Source organism: Streptomyces sp. NPDC014623 (genome assembly GCF_043088245.1).
GTDB lineage: Bacteria > Actinomycetota > Actinomycetes > Streptomycetales > Streptomycetaceae > Streptomyces.
Genome location: NZ_JBIBZU010000017.1, coordinates 34,058 through 51,003 on the forward strand (window position 1 = coordinate 34,058; position 16,946 = coordinate 51,003).

16 protein-coding genes are annotated in these 16,946 nt (G+C 69.6%); 13 read left to right on the forward strand and 3 right to left on the reverse strand.

All coding sequences use genetic code 11. The features are described from left to right. The first annotated feature begins 176 nt into the window (after positions 1–176). The 9 genes from ctaD (at position 177) to ACF1FZ_RS25280 (ending at position 10,279) form a co-directional block, all read left to right on the forward strand. On the forward strand, positions 177–1,910 hold the full coding sequence (ctaD, locus tag ACF1FZ_RS25240; protein WP_391775677.1) for a cytochrome c oxidase subunit I: 1,734 nt from the start codon (positions 177–179) through the stop codon (positions 1,908–1,910). A 214-nt stretch (positions 1,911–2,124) separates the two neighbouring features. Continuing rightward, on the forward strand, positions 2,125–3,660 hold the full coding sequence (locus tag ACF1FZ_RS25245) for an FAD-dependent oxidoreductase (RefSeq protein ID WP_391775678.1): 1,536 nt from the start codon (positions 2,125–2,127) through the stop codon (positions 3,658–3,660). Positions 3,661–4,191: 531 nt separating this feature from the next. After that, complete coding sequence (locus ACF1FZ_RS25250; RefSeq protein WP_391775679.1) at positions 4,192–5,076, forward strand: HipA family kinase; 885 nt, start codon at positions 4,192–4,194, stop codon at positions 5,074–5,076. Next, entirely contained in the window at positions 5,073–5,456 is a 384-nt protein-coding gene (locus tag ACF1FZ_RS25255) for a DUF3037 domain-containing protein (RefSeq protein WP_391775680.1), read from the forward strand. Before ACF1FZ_RS25250 ends, ACF1FZ_RS25255 begins: the two co-directional genes overlap by 4 nt. Positions 5,457–5,657: 201 nt before the next feature. Next, positions 5,658–6,419: a 3-oxoacyl-ACP reductase FabG gene (gene fabG / locus ACF1FZ_RS25260; protein WP_391775681.1), complete on the forward strand. Its 762-nt coding sequence runs from the start codon at positions 5,658–5,660 to the stop codon at positions 6,417–6,419. Between the two features lie 22 nt (positions 6,420–6,441). Next, positions 6,442–7,197: an SDR family oxidoreductase gene (locus ACF1FZ_RS25265; protein WP_391775682.1), complete on the forward strand. Its 756-nt coding sequence runs from the start codon at positions 6,442–6,444 to the stop codon at positions 7,195–7,197. Positions 7,198–7,316: 119 nt separating this feature from the next. Then, positions 7,317–8,897, forward strand: a complete 1,581-nt coding sequence (locus tag ACF1FZ_RS25270) for an ABC transporter substrate-binding protein (protein WP_391775683.1) — start codon at positions 7,317–7,319, stop codon at positions 8,895–8,897. Between the two features lie 92 nt (positions 8,898–8,989). Beyond that, entirely contained in the window at positions 8,990–9,709 is a 720-nt protein-coding gene (locus ACF1FZ_RS25275; protein ID WP_391775684.1) for a uracil-DNA glycosylase, read from the forward strand. A gap of 75 nt (positions 9,710–9,784) precedes the next feature. Beyond that, on the forward strand, positions 9,785–10,279 hold the full coding sequence (locus tag ACF1FZ_RS25280) for a hypothetical protein (RefSeq protein ID WP_391775685.1): 495 nt from the start codon (positions 9,785–9,787) through the stop codon (positions 10,277–10,279). A gap of 36 nt (positions 10,280–10,315) precedes the next feature. On the opposite strand, the gene ACF1FZ_RS25285 is transcribed toward ACF1FZ_RS25280, so the two are convergent. Together ACF1FZ_RS25285 and ACF1FZ_RS25290 are read right to left on the reverse strand one after the other, a co-directional pair. Continuing rightward, positions 10,316–10,828 (reverse strand): DinB family protein, encoded by a 513-nt coding sequence (locus tag ACF1FZ_RS25285; RefSeq protein WP_391775686.1) that lies wholly within the window; start codon positions 10,826–10,828, stop codon positions 10,316–10,318. Between the two features lie 25 nt (positions 10,829–10,853). Beyond that, positions 10,854–11,504, reverse strand: coding sequence for a TetR/AcrR family transcriptional regulator (locus ACF1FZ_RS25290; RefSeq protein WP_391775687.1), 651 nt, complete (start codon positions 11,502–11,504; stop codon positions 10,854–10,856). Positions 11,505–11,587: 83 nt separating this feature from the next. Between ACF1FZ_RS25290 and ACF1FZ_RS25295 the strand changes: the two genes are divergently transcribed. From ACF1FZ_RS25295 to ACF1FZ_RS25310, 4 genes are all read left to right on the forward strand, one after another. Next, positions 11,588–12,796 (forward strand): FAD-dependent monooxygenase, encoded by a 1,209-nt coding sequence (locus ACF1FZ_RS25295; protein ID WP_391775688.1) that lies wholly within the window; start codon positions 11,588–11,590, stop codon positions 12,794–12,796. Positions 12,797–12,829: 33 nt separating this feature from the next. Then, positions 12,830–13,732, forward strand: coding sequence for a Gfo/Idh/MocA family protein (locus ACF1FZ_RS25300; RefSeq protein ID WP_391775689.1), 903 nt, complete (start codon positions 12,830–12,832; stop codon positions 13,730–13,732). 604 nt (positions 13,733–14,336) lie between these two features. Beyond that, positions 14,337–14,705: a hypothetical protein gene (locus tag ACF1FZ_RS25305; RefSeq protein ID WP_391775690.1), complete on the forward strand. Its 369-nt coding sequence runs from the start codon at positions 14,337–14,339 to the stop codon at positions 14,703–14,705. 282 nt (positions 14,706–14,987) lie between these two features. After that, entirely contained in the window at positions 14,988–15,221 is a 234-nt protein-coding gene (locus ACF1FZ_RS25310; protein ID WP_391775691.1) for a hypothetical protein, read from the forward strand. Between the two features lie 69 nt (positions 15,222–15,290). Here the strand turns inward: ACF1FZ_RS25310 and lnt are convergent, their stop codons facing one another. Beyond that, the gene (gene lnt, locus ACF1FZ_RS25315; protein ID WP_391775692.1) at positions 15,291–16,889 is read right to left on the reverse strand and encodes an apolipoprotein N-acyltransferase; all 1,599 of its coding nucleotides are present in this window, start codon (positions 16,887–16,889) and stop codon (positions 15,291–15,293) included. Positions 16,890–16,946 lie beyond the last annotated feature (57 nt).

Consider the following 16,946-nt stretch of genomic DNA (forward strand, 5'->3'; position numbering starts at 1 on the left):
GGTGGCGGTGCGCATGAGGGGCACAACCGACCGGTGCGTCACCCGGACGCGCGGGTGGCACAGGCGCGCGCAACCGGGCTGGTGCAGGTAAACAGGAATCCTCATCTGCCGGCAGTTCCCGGGCACGTGCGTCGTGCTGGTGCTGCTGTTCCGTTGTCGTGGGGGAGAGCCCTATCATGCCCGTGTCCACCACCGAACCACCCACCTTGGTGCCCGTTGAAGGCAGGGGGCCGGGCAGCGTCGTCATCAGCTGGCTGACCACGACGGATCACAAGAAGATCGGTCACCTGTATCTGGGCGCGTCGTTCTTCTTCTTCATCATCGGCGGTGTGCTGGCACTGCTGGTGCGTGCGGAGCTGGCCCGCCCCGGGCTGCAGATCCTGTCGAGCGAGCAGTACAACCAGAGTTTCACACTGCACGGCACGATCATGCTGTTGCTTTTCGCGACTCCGACGTTCGCCGGGTTCGCGAACGCGATCATGCCGCTGCAGATCGGCGCGCCCGACGTAGCCTTCCCACGGCTGAACATGCTGTCGTTCTGGCTGTTCCTCTTCGGCGGGCTGATCGTCCTCAGCAGCCTGCTGACCACGCAGGGCACAGCCGACTTCGGCTGGACGGCCTACACGCCCCTCAGCGGCGGCGAGCGCACCCCGTACGTCGGCGGTGACATGTGGATCATGGGTTTGGCGCTGGCCGGGTTCGGCACCATTCTCGGCGCGGTCAACTTCATCACCACGATCATCTGCATGCGTGGCCCGGGCATGACCATGTTCCGGATGCCGATCTTCACCTGGAACATCCTTCTGACGTCGGTGCTGGTCCTGCTGGCCTTCCCCGTGCTGGCCGCGGCACTGCTGGTGCTGGAGGCCGACCGGCGTTTCGGCGCCGAAGTGTTCAACCCCGAGAACGGCGGCGCGCTCCTGTGGCAGCACCTCTTCTGGTTCTTCGGACACCCCGAGGTCTACATCATCGCCCTGCCGTTCTTCGGCATCATCACGGAGATCCTGCCGGTCTTCTCCCGTAAACCGGTCTTCGGCTATGTGGGCCTGGTCGGCGCTACGATCGCGATCGCCGGTCTGTCCGTGACCGTGTGGGCGCACCACATGTTCGCCACCGGAGCGGTACTGCTGCCGTTCTTCTCCTTCATGACCTTCCTCATCGCCGTTCCCACCGGAGTGAAGTTCTTCAACTGGATCGGCACCATGTGGAAGGGTTCGATCTCCTTCGAGACACCCATGCTCTGGTCGGTCGGGTTCCTCGTGACATTCCTCTTCGGCGGACTGACCGGCATCATCCTGGCCTCACCGCCCTTGGACTTCCACGTCACCGACAGCTACTTCGTCGTAGCCCACTTCCACTACGTGGTCTTCGGGACGGTCGTCTTCGCCACGTTCGCCGGATTCCACTTCTGGTGGCCGAAGATGACCGGCACGATGCTCGACGAACGCCTCGGCAAGATCCATTTCTGGACCCTGTTCATCGGCTTCCACACCACCTTCCTCGTCATGCACTGGCTCGGTGCCGAAGGAATGCCCCGCCGCTACGCCGACTATCTCGCCGCGGACGGCTTCACCGCCCTGAACACCCTGTCCTCCATCGGTGCCTTCCTCCTGGGGGCGTCCACCCTCCCGTTCCTCTACAACGTGTGGAAGACCGCCAGGACCGGGAAGCGCATCGACGTCGACGACCCCTGGGGGTACGGCCGCTCCCTCGAATGGGCCACCTCCTGCCCACCTCCGCGGCACAACTTCGTCACCCTCCCCAAAGTGCGATCCGAATCGCCTGCTTTCGACCTGCACTACCCGGCTGTCGCAAAGCTGGACGAGGGCAGGCAAGCAGGACGACGCGACGTCTTCGAGCCTGACGAGGGGGTCGCGCGTCCCTTGGGAGGGAACCGCGACGACAGATGAGGTCCGCCACTCCGGCATGAAGTCCCGGCTCCTGGTCCGGGATGTACGAACCGGGAATTCCGGCCGGCGGAACCGGAACCGGAGCGGGACGTGTTCGGGTTCCCGGAGACGGGGCCGCCGGGACGGCACCAGCCGGCCGGAGGAAGTCGGGGCCGCACAGGGGAAGATTCCGCCTGCCACGTCTCCTTTCGGCCGCTGGGGGAACACGTGGGCCATGACCACACGAGATGCTGCACTGCCCGGAATGGCCGAGTCCTACTGGATGGCCACGGCACCGGGCATCCGGTGGCCGGCACTGGACACCGATACGAGGGCGGACGTCGTCGTGATCGGCGCAGGCATGGCCGGCCTGAGTACCGCCTGGGAACTGACCCGCGCCGGACGGAGCGTGGTGGTACTGGAGGCCGACCGTGTCGCCACGGGGGTGACCGGTTACACCACGGCGAAACTCACCGCGGCGCACTCCCTCGTGTACGAGCGACTGCGACGCACGCGTGGGAAGGAAGGCGCACGCCGGTACGCTCACTCCCAGCAAGCGGCGGTGGAGCGGGTCGCGTCGGTGGCGGGAGAACTGGGCATCGACTGCGATTTCGAGGGGTCGTCGGCTCTGACCTTCACCACTGACCCGCAGGAACGCGCCGAGTTCGAAGCGGAAGCGGAGGCAGCCGCGGAGGCAGGGCTGGACGCCGGCTTCGTGACGGAGACGGACCTGCCCTTCCCCGTGGCCGCAGCGGTGCGCGTCGCACACCAGGCCCAGTTCCACCCACGTAAGTACCTTCTGGCCCTGGCTGACGACATCACCGCACAAGGCGGTGTCATCCACGAACGAACCCGGGTCACCGGACTTTCCGAGGGAAGCCCGTGCCGGGTGATGACCGAGCGGGGCGCGACGGTCACAGCGAAAGACGTCGTGGTCGCGACCCACTACCCGGTCTTCGACCGGGCGCTCCACTTCGCCCGCCTGTCACCGCGCCGCGAACTGGTCGTCGCCGCTCCGCTCCTCGCCTCCGAAGCACCGGAGCACATGTACCTGACGAACGACATGGGGAAGCGGTCGGTCCGCACCGCACCGCTCGATGAAGGCCGACGGCTGCTCATCGTCACAGGTGAGAGTTTCACACCTGGCACGGGCGACAGCCGCGAGCGGTTCCTGCGGCTGGACGCGTGGATGCACGAACATTTCCCGGTCGGCGAGACGGCCTACCGGTGGGCCGCCCAGGACAACGACGTGAGTGACGGTGTGCCACTGGTCGGCCCTTTCCACCCGGGCGCACGCCATGTGTATGTGGCGACCGGATTCGGCGGCTGGGGCATGAGCGGAGGTGCCATGGCCGGACAGTTGCTGGCATCGACACTCACCGGCACGGAACCCGAATGGGCGCAACTGTACGACCCGCGTCGGCTGTGGAGCACAGTCCGGGAGGGCGCGACGCTGCTGAAGCAACAGGCGGAGGTCGCCCGGCACTTCGTGGGTGACAGGCTGAAGACCACCCATGCCGACTCCGTGGCCGACATCGCCCCGGGCTCGGGTGCGGTCGTCCGGGTCGAGGGACGGCGTTGTGCCGTCTACCGGGACGAAGGCGGAGCCGCCCACGCCGTGTCGGCGCGCTGCACACATCTGGGTTGTCTGGTCGCCTTCAACGAGGCGGAAACCGTGTGGGAATGTCCCTGCCACGGTTCACGGTTCGGCATCGACGGCGAGGTCCTTCAAGGGCCGGCCCTGCGCCCGCTTCCGCCGCGCGAGGTCTGACCGGCTTCGCTCCGCAGCGAGCTCGGCCCGGCCGCGGGTCCTCCGCGCCCGGGAGTGTGAGCAAGGTGCCGCGAGGCCGGGTTCCGGAGGTCAGTCCTCTGTGCCACGGGTCCAGGGTTCTGTGGGCTGGATGGCGTCGATTACGTGGAAGCCTGCTCCGGCCAAGGCCGAGGTCATTCCGCAGCGACCCGAGGGGCCGAGCCCCGGCAGCGGGCTGCGACGCCGCAGGACGGTTCCCACGTCCTGCGGCACACCTGCGCCTCGATGATGCTGGAGGCAGGCGAGTCTGTCGTCGCCCCGGCCCAGTGGCTGGGGAACTCGCCGACGTCGATCACACTGGGCCACCACGCGCACTTCATGCCGGAAGCCGGAAGCCGAGGCCGGGCTGTGCTCGGCGGTTCCCCGGGGAGGGGCCGCCGGTCGGAACTCCCCGGATCCTGCCCAGGGCTGCTCGGGGTCGGTTCTCCAGCCGCTACGGTCCTCCCCCTGCTCCGTGGATCTCCAGGTAGCGGCGCCGTATAGCCTGAAGAAATGCTGACAGAAGTCACCGCGACCCGCTATGTAACGCCCCTGCGTGAAGGCGGTTCGCTCCCCGGGATCGTCGAGGCCGACGATTTCGGCACGTATGTCATGAAGTTCACCGGAGCGGGGCAGGGCCGTAAGACCCTGGTCGCGGAGGTCGTCTGCGGGGAGCTCGGCCGGAGGCTGGGACTGCGGGTGCCGGAGCTGGTGTCCATCCAGCTCGACCCCGTCATCGGTCTCGCCGAGCCGGACCAGGAGGTGCAGGAGCTCCTCAAGGCCAGCGCCGGGCTGAACCTCGGGATGGACTACCTGCCCGGCTCGCTCGGATTCGACCCGCTCGCCTATGAGGTCGGCGCGGCGGAGGCCGGAAAGGTCGTCTGGTTCGACGCGTTGATCAACAATGTGGACCGGTCGTGGCGGAACCCCAACATGCTCGTCTGGCACGGTGAGCCGTGGCTGATCGACCATGGGGCCACCATGATCTGGCACCACAACTGGCCGGGCGCGCAGGCATCCGCGGCGAAGCCGTACAACGCCTCCGACCACGTCCTCGCGCCGTTCGGACCGGACCTCGCCGCCGCGGCCGCCGAACTCGCCCCGCTCGTCACGGAAGAGCTGCTCACCGAGGTCACGGCGCAGGTGCCGGACGAGTGGCTGGCCGGCGAACCGGGCTTCGAGAGCACCGATCAACTGCGCCGGGCCTATGTGGAGCCGCTGCTGGCCCGCGCCGGGAGCATCCACGAGCGCATCGTCCTGGAGGCGCCCACGCAGACGCGCCCCTCCCAGGCCCCCGGGTGGCTCACCGAGCACCTGGCCTCCTGGCCGCATCCCACCAAGAAGGACCGCGACGCGCAGGCGGGCGCCGGGTCGAACAGCAAGGACGGTGGCCGATGAGCCGGCGCGATGTCTTCGAGTACGCGGTCCTGCGTGTCGTTCCGCGCGTCGAGCGCGGTGAGTGCTTCAACGCGGGTGTGCTGGTCTACTGCCGGGCCAAGTCGTTCGTCGCCGCTCGGACGCACCTGGACGAGCGCAAGCTCGAGGCGCTGGACCCGCAGGCCGACGTACTGGGCGTGCGGGCCGCCCTGCGGGCGGTCGAAGGCGTCTGCGGCGGTGGCGAGGCCGCGGGCCAGGCGGCCGGTGACGACGCGGGGCGGCGCTTCCGCTGGCTGATCGCGCCACGCTCCACGGTCGTCCAGCCCGGCGTCGTGCACAGCGGACTGACCACGGATCCGGCCGCCGAGGTCGAGCGGTTGCTGGACCTGCTGGTGCGCTGATCCGGGCGCCGGCGCCCCGCCCCGGGGACGTACGGGGCGGGGCGCCGTCCGGTGTGACATGCGCCCGCGCCCCCGTGGGCCGTTGACACCGGGTGCCAGGGCTTCTAGCGTCTCGTCTGCTGAAGGTACTAAGCGGTTGCTCAGTCATCGGGAACTTCCTGACGTCCGCTGAGCCGCATCCAAGGGCGAGGAGAACCAAGCATGTCCACCACCGAGCAGCGCGTCGCCATCGTGACGGGAGCGGCACGGGGCATCGGCGCCGCCACCGCCGTACGCCTGGCGGCCGAGGGCCGCGCCGTCGCCGTACTCGACCTCGACGAGGCGGCGTGCAAGGACACGGTCGAGAAGATCACCGCCGCCGGGGGCAAGGCCCTCGCCGTCGGCTGCGATGTGTCGGACAGCGCGCAGGTGGAAGCCGCCGTCGCACGCGTGGCCGCCGAGCTCGGTGCCCCGACGATCCTCGTCAACAACGCGGGTGTGCTCCGCGACAACCTGCTCTTCAAGATGAGCGAGTCCGACTGGGACCTCGTGATGAACGTCCACCTCAAGGGTGCGTTCCTGATGGCCAAGGCCGTCCAGTCGCACATGGTGGAGGCCAAGTTCGGCCGCATCGTCTCGCTCTCGTCCTCCTCGGCGCTGGGCAACCGGGGCCAGGCCAACTACTCCGCGGTCAAGGCCGGCCTCCAGGGCTTCACCAAGACGCTCGCCAAGGAGCTCGGCAAGTTCGGTGTGACCGCCAACGCCGTCGCACCCGGGTTCATCGTCACCGAGATGACCGCCCAGACGGCGGCGCGGGTCGGTATGGGCTTCGAGGAGTTCCAGGCCGCCGCCGCGACGCAGATCCCCGTGCAGCGCGTGGGCCGTCCCGAGGACATCGCCAACGCCATCGCCTTCTTCACCGGTGAGGAAGCGGGCTTCGTGTCCGGGCAGGTCATGTACGTCGCCGGCGGACCGCTCAACTGACCCCGGAAAGGCAACGGACGACATGACTGTGCAGGACAGCGGCAAGGTCGCGCTCATCACGGGCGCGAGCCGGGGCATCGGCTACGGCATCGCCGAGGCGCTCGTCGCCCGTGGCGACCGGGTCGTCATCACGGGCCGGGGTGAGGACGCCCTGGAGGAGGCCGTCGAGAAGCTCGGCGCCGGCCGGGCGGTCGGCATCGCGGGCAAGGCGCACGACGAGGCGCACCAGGCCGCGGCGGTCGAGCGGGCCATGGAGGCGTTCGGCCGGGTCGACTACCTGGTCAACAACGCCGGCACGAACCCCGTCTTCGGGCCGATGGCCGAGCTCGATCTCAACGTCGCCCGGAAGGTCTACGAGACCAACGTGATCTCGGCGCTCGGGTTCGCCCAGCAGACCTGGAAGGCGTGGCAGAGGGAGAACGGCGGGGCGATCGTCAACATCGCCTCCGTCGCGGGCGTGTCCGCGTCACCGTTCATCGGCGCCTACGGCATGAGCAAGGCCGCGATGGTCAACCTGACCCTTCAGCTGGCGCACGAGTTCGCGCCCGTCGTGCGGGTCAACGCGATCGCCCCGGCCGTGGTGAAGACCAAGTTCGCGGAGGCGCTGTACGAGGGGCGTGAAGCCGAGGCGGCGGCCGCCTACCCGCTGGGCCGGCTCGGTGTCCCGCAGGACATCGGCGGTGCGGCGGCGTTCCTCACGTCGGACCAGTCCGACTGGGTCACCGGGCAGACGCTCGTGGTCGACGGCGGGATTTTCCTGAACGCGGGCGTGGCCTGAGGGAGACCTGCGCCAGTTTGGTCCTGATTGACTCAAGTGCCCCGCCGGGCAAGCGGCTTGTTCCGGCGGGGCACTGCGGTATGGTCTGCCGATCCCAAGGCCGATCGAGGAGCGTGCACGTGTTCTACCGGTCCAGTCTGCAGGCTGCGGCATCCCTTGCTTCCCTTTCTCTGCTGGCCGGCTGCGGTCTGCTGTCCGACAGCGGCTCGGAGGAGGAACAGCGGATATCGGTCGGAACGACGAGCTCGCCCTCGACCCTCGATCCGGCGGCGGCGTGGGACGGCTCCTGGGAGCTGATGAGGAACGTCTTCCAGACCTTGGTGAGCTTCCCGACCGGCAGCACGAGCCCCGAGCCCGACGCGGCCGAGGAATGCGGGTTCACCGACGACACGAGCATGACGTACAGGTGCACCCTGCGTCCGGGCCTGAAATTCTCCAACGGCGAGAAGATCGACGCCGAGGCCGTGAAGTACTCCATGGACCGGATCACGGAGATCAGGGTCAAGGGCGGCCCGGCCGGCCTCCTCGGATCTCTCGACCGGGTGGAGACCGAGGGTGACGACACGGTCGTCTTCCACCTGAACAAGGCGGACGCGACCTTCCCGTTCATCCTCGCCACGCCCGCGATGTCGCTCGTCGCCCCCGGTGACTACCCGGCGGACAGCATCCGTGACGACGGCAAGGTCACCGGTTCGGGACCGTACGTCCTGGACTCGTACGAGCGCGGCAAGCAGGCCGAGCTGACCAGGAATCCCGGCTACAAGGGCTTCGCCGACCGGAAGAACGATGCGGTCACGATCCGTTACTTCAAGGGCTCCGCCCCCATGGTGGAGGCGTTGAAGGCCAAGAAGATCGACGCCACCTACCGTGGTCTGACCGCCGAGGAGGTCATCGGCATCGAGGACGACAAGAAGGACGAAGACGGTCTGCAGATCGTCGAGTCGGTCGGTGCCGACATCCGCTTCCTCGTCTTCAACCCCGAGGACCCGGCTGCGGGGAAACTCGCCGTCCGGCGGGCCGTCGCTCAGGTGGTGGACCGCGACGCCCTTGTCGCCAAGGTCTACCGGGGCACCGCCGAACCGCTCTACTCCATGGTTCCCAAGGGCATCGCCGGACACGCCACCAGCTTCTTCGACTCCTTCGGCGACCCGGACGTGGCCAAGGCCCGGAAGACCCTATCCGGGGCGGGAATCACCGAACCGGTCGAGATGACCTTCTGGTACACCACGGACCGCTACGGATCCTCCACCGCTCCCGAGTTCGCCGAGCTGAAGCGCCAGCTGGAGGCGTCAGGCCTGTTCCGGATCACGCTGAAGAGCGCGCCGTGGAAGTCCTTCCAGGAAGGCTTCAACAAGGGCCACTACCCGGTCTTCGGCCGCGGCTGGTTCCCGGACTTCCCCGACCCGGACAACTTCATCGCTCCCTTCGTGGGCAAGGACAGCGTCACCGGCACCCCGTACCTCGCCGACGAGATCACCCAGGAGCTGCTGCCGTCCTCCCGCAAGGAGAGCGACCGAGGTGCCGTCTCCGAGCAGTTCAAGCGGGCTCAGGAGATCCTCGTCGAGGACGTCCGGCTGCTGCCTCTGTGGCAGGGCAAGCTCTATGTCGCGGCGGGTGAGGACATCGGCGGTGGCGAACGGGCGCTCGACCCGCAGACGGTCATGCAGATGTGGGAGCTGTACCGCAAGACCAGCTGGTAGGGGAGCCGCGGAAGCCGCCTGCAGGCAACGGTGTCAGTGGTTCCCGGTAGGTTCTGCGGGCAAGAACCGATTGCTTACCGGAGGTTGTGGACGTGACCGACACCGACCTGCTGCCCGAGTCCTGGCGCGGCGTCCTCGGCGAAGAGCTGGCGAAGCCCTACTTCGAGGAGCTCATGGATTTCGTCGAGGAGGAGCGGGCCAGGGGACCGGTGTATCCGCCGCGGGAGCAGGTGTTCGCCGCTCTGGAGGCAACGCCGTACGACCGGGTGAAGGTGCTCGTCCTGGGCCAGGACCCTTACCACGGTGAGGGCCAGGGGCACGGGCTGTGCTTCTCGGTCAGGCCGGGCGTCAGGACACCCCCTTCGTTGCGCAACATCTACAAGGAGATGAACGACGAGCTCGGCCTGCCGATCCCGGACAACGGGTATCTGACGCCATGGGCCGAGCAGGGCGTCCTGCTGCTGAACGCGGTGCTCACGGTCCGTGGCGGCGAGGCGAATTCGCACAAGGGCAAGGGCTGGGAGAAGTTCACCGACGCGGTGATCCGCGCGGTGGCCGAGCGGCCCGACCCGGCCGTCTTCGTCCTCTGGGGGAACTACGCCCAGAAGAAGCTTCCGCTGATCGACCAGGACCGTCACGCGGTGGTCAAGGGGGCGCACCCCTCGCCGCTCTCCGCCAGGAAGTGGTTCGGGTCCCGCCCCTTCACGCAGATCAACGAGGCCATCGCCGCACAGGGGCACGAGCCGGTCGACTGGCGGATCCCTGACCTGGGTCCTCAGGCGGCCCGGTCGGCGGCCGGGGGACGCGCCTGAGCGGGATTGCTCCTGGCTGCGGCTAGCGTCTGACCGACCGGAACAGGCCGGGCGGTGATCAGGGAGACCTCTGTAGTGGAGCAGCGGGAAGTGCCGGGGGACGTCGTCATGACCAGGATCGGCCAGGCGATCATGCTGCTCCACGCGGGGGACAGGGAAGAGGCCCGCAATCGGTTCGGGATCATCTGGGCGGAGATCGGTGAGCGCGGCGAGGCACTGCACCGCTGCACCCTCGCCCACTACATGGCCGACACGCAGGACGATCCCGGGGACGAACTCGCTTGGGACCTCCGGGCGTTGACGGCAGCGGAAGGTCTGACCGGGGCAGTGGCCACGGACCCGGACGGCGAGTACCAGGACGTGACCGCTGTGCGGGCCCTCGTGCCCTCGCTGCACCTCAGCCTGGCGGCGGACTACCTGAAACTGCAGCGCTTCGAGGCCGCCCGGATCCACCTGGACCGGGCGTGGGACGTCATCGGGGTGCTGGAGGACGACGGATACGGCGGAGGGGTCCGTGCCGCCCTCGGGCGCATGGAGCGGCGCTTGCGGGGGAGTGCGCCCGGGGAGTGACCGGCAGGCTGTGCCGCCGGGCGCCGCCCCGGTCCCTCACGCGCCGGTCGCGCCGTCGATCCGTTCCCGCAGGAGGTCGGCGTGGCCGTTGTGCCGGGCGTACTCCTCGATCATGTGCGTATAGATCCAGCGGAGGCTGAAGGGCTCGCCCCGCTTGCCCACACCGACGGACAGGTCGTCGAGCGCCACCTTCGCGGCGTTGGCCCGGGCGGCTTCGATCTCCGCCAGCCAGGTGGCCCTGGCCTCCTCCCAGGTGTCCGCGTCGGTGAGATGGAACTCCCCGTCCGGGTCCGCGTCCGTCCCGTAGACCGGCGGCACGTCCTCACCGGCCAGCACCTCACGGAACCATCCGCGCTCGTTCTCGGTGAGGTGCCGCACGAGACCGAGCAGGGTGAATTCCGACGGGGGCACGGACGCCTCCCGCAACTGCGCGTCGGTGAGTCCCGCACACTTCATGGCCAGGGTCGCGCGGTGATAGTCGAGCCACCCCTCGAGCATCTTCCGCTCGGGCGCGTCGAGAGGGGGCGTGGAGCGTTCGTCTGCCGTCATGCCGGTCATCCTCGCGCAGTCATGATCAGCCGTGCCATCGTTCAACCGGTTCCGGGCCGAGCATTCCCCGCAGCAACTCGGTGCAGCCCGCGCGCAGTTCTTCCTCGGTCGGCACGGCCCGGTGGTAGGACCCGACCGCGCACGCGAACATCATCCCCTCCGCCCAGGCCACCACCGAGAGGGCGTGACGCTGCGGTTCGGCGGACCCCGCGGCGGCCATCAGGGCCACCAGGGGTTCGCGGAACCGCCCGCCCGCCTCGTCGTAGAACGCCCGGAGGCCGGGACGGCGGGTGGCCTCCAGGGCCAGTTCGTAGCGGCAGACCAGGAGCTCGGTGCTGTCGGTCAGATACCGGTGCAGCGCGTGGGCCAGCCCTGCGGCGGCCCGGGCGGGATCACTGCTCGTGAGCAGGTCCCCGGGCACGAGCACCCGCGCCTCCAGCTCGGCGAGACGGCGCACGGCGGTTTCCAGCAGGGCCTGCCGGGTGCGGGCGAGGTTGGACGTCGAGCCCTGGGGCAACCCGGACCGCTCGTCCACCGCCCGATGGGTGAGGCCCCTCATCCCGCGCTCGGCGAGAAGGGCGAGCGCGGCGTCGGCGATCAGGTCGGCGCGGGGGGACCCGGCCGGCCGGGCGGGCCCGGGAGCGGCCGTGCGGGCGGGTGTGGAGCGTGTGGACATGGAACCAGCCTACCGCTCGCGACTACACCTGTAGTAGCGTGGAGATTGCCCACTACAGGTGTAGTTCAAAGGGGAGATGCATCATGGCGGCGTCCCGAGCGGTGGTCATCGGCAGCGGAATCGGTGGTCTCACCGCCGCGGCAGCGCTGCACCGGAGCGGCTGGCAGGTCACCGTGCTCGAACGTGCCGCTTCGCTGGAGCCCGTCGGCGCGGGCATCAGCCTCGCCCCCAACTCCCAGCGGGCGCTCGACGTCATCGGACTCGGCGACGACATCAGGTCCCTCGCGGCCTGGCAGGGCGACGGAGGCATGCGCACGCCGTCAGGGCGCTGGCTCGCCCGCACGGACAGCGCCGCCGCGGCCGACCGGTTCGGCGGGCCGCTCGTCCTGCTGCGCCGCTCCGCCCTCATCGGCCTTCTCCGCGCACGGCTCCCCGCGGACGCCGTGCGCACCGGCACACCGGCGCGGCTCGTCGATCCGGGCAGCGTGGGCGGGGGCCCGGCCCACGTCAGGACGGCCTCCGGGGACATCGAGGCCGATCTGGTGATCGGCGCCGACGGCATCGGCTCGGCCGTACGCACCAAGCTGTTCCCACACCACCCGGGTCCTTCGTACAGCGGATTCACCACCTGGCGTGTCCTCGCCCCCGGGGTCGGACACGGCTTCGGTTCGCACGAGACATGGGGCAGGGGCGCGCTGTGGGGGAGCCACCCTCTGAAGGACGGCGGGGTCTACGCCTACGCCGCGGCGATCGCCCCGGCCGGCGTCCGGGCCGACGACGAGAAGGCGGAGCTGGTGCGCAGATACGGCGACTGGCACGACCCGATCCCCGCGATCATCGACGCCGTCGAGCCCGACCAGGTCCTGCGCCACGACGTCCACCACCTGGCTGATCCGCTGCCGTCCTTCCACCGCGGGCGCACCGTGCTCCTCGGCGACTCCGCGCACGCGATGGTTCCCTTCCTCGGCCAAGGCGGGAACCAGGCCATCGAGGACGCCGTCGTGCTCGCACACCACGTCACACCGGGAAAAGACCTGGGAGCGGGCCTGGCTGCCTACAGCGCGGCGAGACTCCCCCGGACGACCGCCATGGTCCGCAAGGCGGCGCAGGTCTCCCGGATGACGGGGCTGTCCAGCGCACCGGCCGTCGCCCTGCGGAACGCGCTGATGTCCGCGGTCTCCCGTCTCGGCCCGGGCCTCGTCCTGCGGACGTTCGACGGCATCTGCGACTGGGAGCCGCCACAGCGCACGTATGCTGCCCGGACCAGGGCAGGACGGACGACACGGCCGTGACAAGACCCTGGTCAAGGCGACAGGGAGAGCGACGTGAAGGTCGGCTGCATCGGACTCGGCGACATCGCACAGAAGGCGTACCTGCCGGTGCTGGCGACCCTGCCCGGCGTCGAACTGCATCTGCAGACCCGTACCCCGGCCACGCTGAAGGCCGTCGCCGGGGCCCACCGGATCCCCGTGGCGCAGTGCCATGAGGATCTCGGCTCGCTCCTGGCCCAGGGGCTGGACGCCGCCTTCGTGCACGCGCCGACCTCCGTACACGCCGAGATCGTCGGGCGGCTGCTCGATGCGGGCGTCCCCACCTATGTCGACAAGCCCCTCTCCTACGAACTCGCCGAGTCCGAGCGGCTGGTGTCCCTCGCCGAGGCGCGTGGCGTCACTCTCACGGTCGGCTTCAACCGCCGGCTCGCCCCGTCGTACGCACAATGCGCCGAGCATCCTCGTGAGCTGATCCTCATGCAGAAGAACCGGGTGGGCCTGCCCGAGGACCCACGCACCATGGTGCTGGACGACTTCATCCATGTCGTCGACACCCTGCGTTTCCTGGTCCCCGGCCCCGTGTCGAACGTCGTGGTGCGGGCACGGATCGCCGACCGGCTCATGCACCATGTGGTGCTCCAGCTGTCCGGCGACGGATTCACCGCCATCGGCATGATGAACAGGCTCAACGGATCGACCGAGGAGATCCTCGAGGTCTCGGGTCAGGACGCCAAGCGGCAGGTCCTCAACCTCGCGGACGTCATCGACCACAAAGGCCAGCCGACCCTGCGGCGCCGCGGCGACTGGGTACCCGTCGCCCGCCAGCGCGGCATCGAGCAGAGTGTGCTGGCCTTCCTGGACGCGGTCCGGTCCGGTGAGGTGCTCAGCGCCCGGGACGCCCTGGAGACGCACCGGCTGTGCGAGCGGGTGATCCAGGACGCATCGGAGCAGGCGTGAGCAGGTCTTCCGAAAGGGAGCTCCGGCCGGTCAGGGCTGCTTGACGGGGGCAACCGGAGCCGGGCCGGTCCTGAGGGCGCCGCGACAACCCGCCCTGGCGCGGCACCTGAGTGCTGTCCGCCGTCACCCAGGGGCAGTGGCGGCGACGGGCCTGGCTCCGGACACCGAGGAAGGTGATCCGCCGTGCTCCCGTCGTGGCCGGCTGGTACGGCTGTTCGTCGGCGCCCGGCGAGAACGGCCTGGGAGGGGCTCAGCGTCTTTCCCCCCGGCTTTTTCCTCCGACGCGTCGGAGGCACGTGGAAAACCCCGGGTCCATCCGGGTGCGAGGAGCCGGCACAGCCGTGTGCAGGCGCTTGTGTTTCCGCGCCCGCCCGCGCTGCCGCCCGGGATTTGATTCTCCTCGAATGCCGTGCCTTGCCCCGGGGAGGCCTCATACGGTGAGTACTCGTCAGCACCCGGTGCTACGGCGGGGATGTGTGGAGGCGCCGCCCCGGATCAGCGCAGAACGCCACCCTGACCTGGTGCGGTGCGCCTGCGGAAGCGACGGCACCGGGTACTCGCCTCGCTCGCCGGGCACCGGTCGAAGCCCTCTCGGGGGAGATCCATGCGCATCCGCGTCCACGGGAAGAACGCACGTCCTCTCGCCGGATTCTTCACGGCCGCAGTCCTGGCCGTCGGAGCGGCTCTGGTCACGGCCTCACCCGCAGCAGCAGCGTGCAGCGAGTGTCCCTCCGGGCGCGCCTGCTACTTCGTCGATTCGGACGGCACAGGTGACTTCGACCATCCCACTGCGTGCGGCAATTTCCACCTCCGCTCCTACGCGGGCAGGATCTCCTCGGTCAAGACGCACGGGAACGCCGTGCAGCTCAGGGACGTGAACCAGAACCCGGTCGGATACGTGGGCCCGTGGACCTCCACGAACCTTTCCCGGGCGGAGAACGACAAGGCTCACTGGTTCGCGGTCATCTGCTAAGGGCTCTTTCGCCACCCGTCAGCCGATCCCGGCACTGTCGTCACGCGCCGCCCAAGACGCGCACATCAGAGGAGCTGGAACGATGAACCTGATCACACACGGTTTGCGAACCGCTGCCGCCCTCACGGCGGCGGGAGTCGTGGCACTGGCCGGCACGGCGCCGTCAGCCGCACAGGACCGTGTTTCCCCGCGGGACGAGCCGGTCCCCCGGCGCAGGAGGTGGACACCCGCTGCGGGGTGATCGACGTCGATCTCGAAATCTGTATCAGCACAGGTCCGGGCGTGCCGACGACCGCCTGGCTCACCAACAACAGCGGCCTCACCTACTTCGGGGTCGTGCTGAGGATCTACGCCGCTGACGGTTCCTTCCGTCGTGACGGGGTCCCCTTCACCTCTCACGCCCACAGCGGTTCCATCGGGATGGAGCTGCACGGCCTGGCCGACAACTGCTATTACGGATCCGTCAACCTGGGAGGACCGGGCTGGCACCGCACTCCGGTGCCGGCCTGCGTATGACCTTCGCCGCCGCTGCGAGCGGGGCACACGGTCGCGGGCACAGGCTCGGGACCGCGCACCCCGCCGGCGTCAGGCCGGGCACGCGTGATCGTCAGGTGCGGAGGAACGACGCCGGAGGGACCGCAGCCCCGCCGCACCCATGCAGGCGGCCAGTACCGCCGAGGCGCCGTACACCGGCCAGGCGCCCAGCCGCACGTAGAGAGTGGTGCCCCGGGCGAGCGGAACGTCGTACACGGCAGCCCCGCTCACGTCCGTACCGAGCGGTGTCCCCACCCGTTCGCCCCGGGGGCCGTACACCGTGCTCACGCCCGTGAGCGTGGCGTGCACCATCGGGCGGCCCGTCTCGGCCGCCCGCAGCGCCGCCAGCGAGGCGTGCTGCGCGGGGGCCCAGCTGTGCTGGAACGTCGAGGTGGACGACTGGGCGACCAGCAGCCCGGCTCCGTCACTCGTCAGCTGCCGGCTCATGTCGGGGAAGGCCGACTCGAAACACACCAGAGGACCCACCCGCAGCCCGTCCGGCAGGTTCATCACCACGGGACCGCTGCCGCGCATCCGGTCCTCGCCCGCGGCCTTGCCCACCGAGGTCGCCCAGCCGAGCAACGCGCGGGCCGGGACGTACTCACCGAACGGCACCAGGCGCATCTTGTCGTAACGGTCTCCCGTGAGACCTTCCGGGCCCACCAGCACCGCGGACTTGAAGATCCCGGCGCGGCCAGGGCCGTCCGTGCGCCGGGCGTCCATGTTGACCAGCACATCCGCTTCGACCAGACGCGACAGGGCGGCGATGCGTTCCGCCCTCTCCCGGTCACGGGACAGATCGACACCCACACTGCTCTCGCCCCACACGACCAGCTCCACGTCCTGGCCCGCCAGGCCACGGGTCAGCTCCTCGCTGCGCGCGAACCGGCGCTCGACACTGCCGGGGCCGTCCACCACCCCCGGCTGTACCACGGCGATGCGGACCGAGCCGGCCTCCTGGGGCCGGGGCGCCCACACGGCTGTCGCCCCCACGCCTACGGCCCCTGCGATCAGACACGCGCCCGCCGCCCTGCGGCCCGTCGGTACGGCGAGCAGAAGAGCCACCGCGGTGTTCACGGCGACCACGCCCAGACCGACCAGCCATATGCCACCGACGGAGGCGGTACGCAGCGCGAGCGGGACGTCCCACTGGCTGGCACCCAGCAGCCCCCAGGGACCGCCGAGCCCTTCCCAGGAGCGGACCAGTTCGATCATCAGCCACCCGGAGGGCACCACCGCGACAGCGGCCACGGAGCGCCGGGCGGACGGTGAGCCGCCGAGGAACCGGTCCACGAGCAGACCCCAGGGGGCCCACAGCAGACCGAGCAGGGCGGCCAGGACCACGATGAACACATGGAGGCTCGGCATCAGCCAGTGGTGCACGGCGAGCATGAAGCCCGTACCGCCGAGCCAGCCGTCGAGCGCCGCACGCCGCCCTGTGGGTGCCGAGCGGATCAGCAGCAGCCAGGGCACCAGCGCGACATGAGCGAACCACGAGAGCGAGGGCGCGGGGAACGCCAGGGCGGGCAGAGCGCCTGCGCACAGCGCAGCAGCGCCACGACCGGTACGGGAACCCAGCAGCCGCTCGTACGGCCGTACGCCGCCTTCGTCCGCCCGCCCGGCCGGAAGCCGCCCGCCACGCATCGGCATGCATCTCCCTCTCGCCGGTCCCGCGCTCCATCCCAGTGTGGTGCAGGACATCAACCG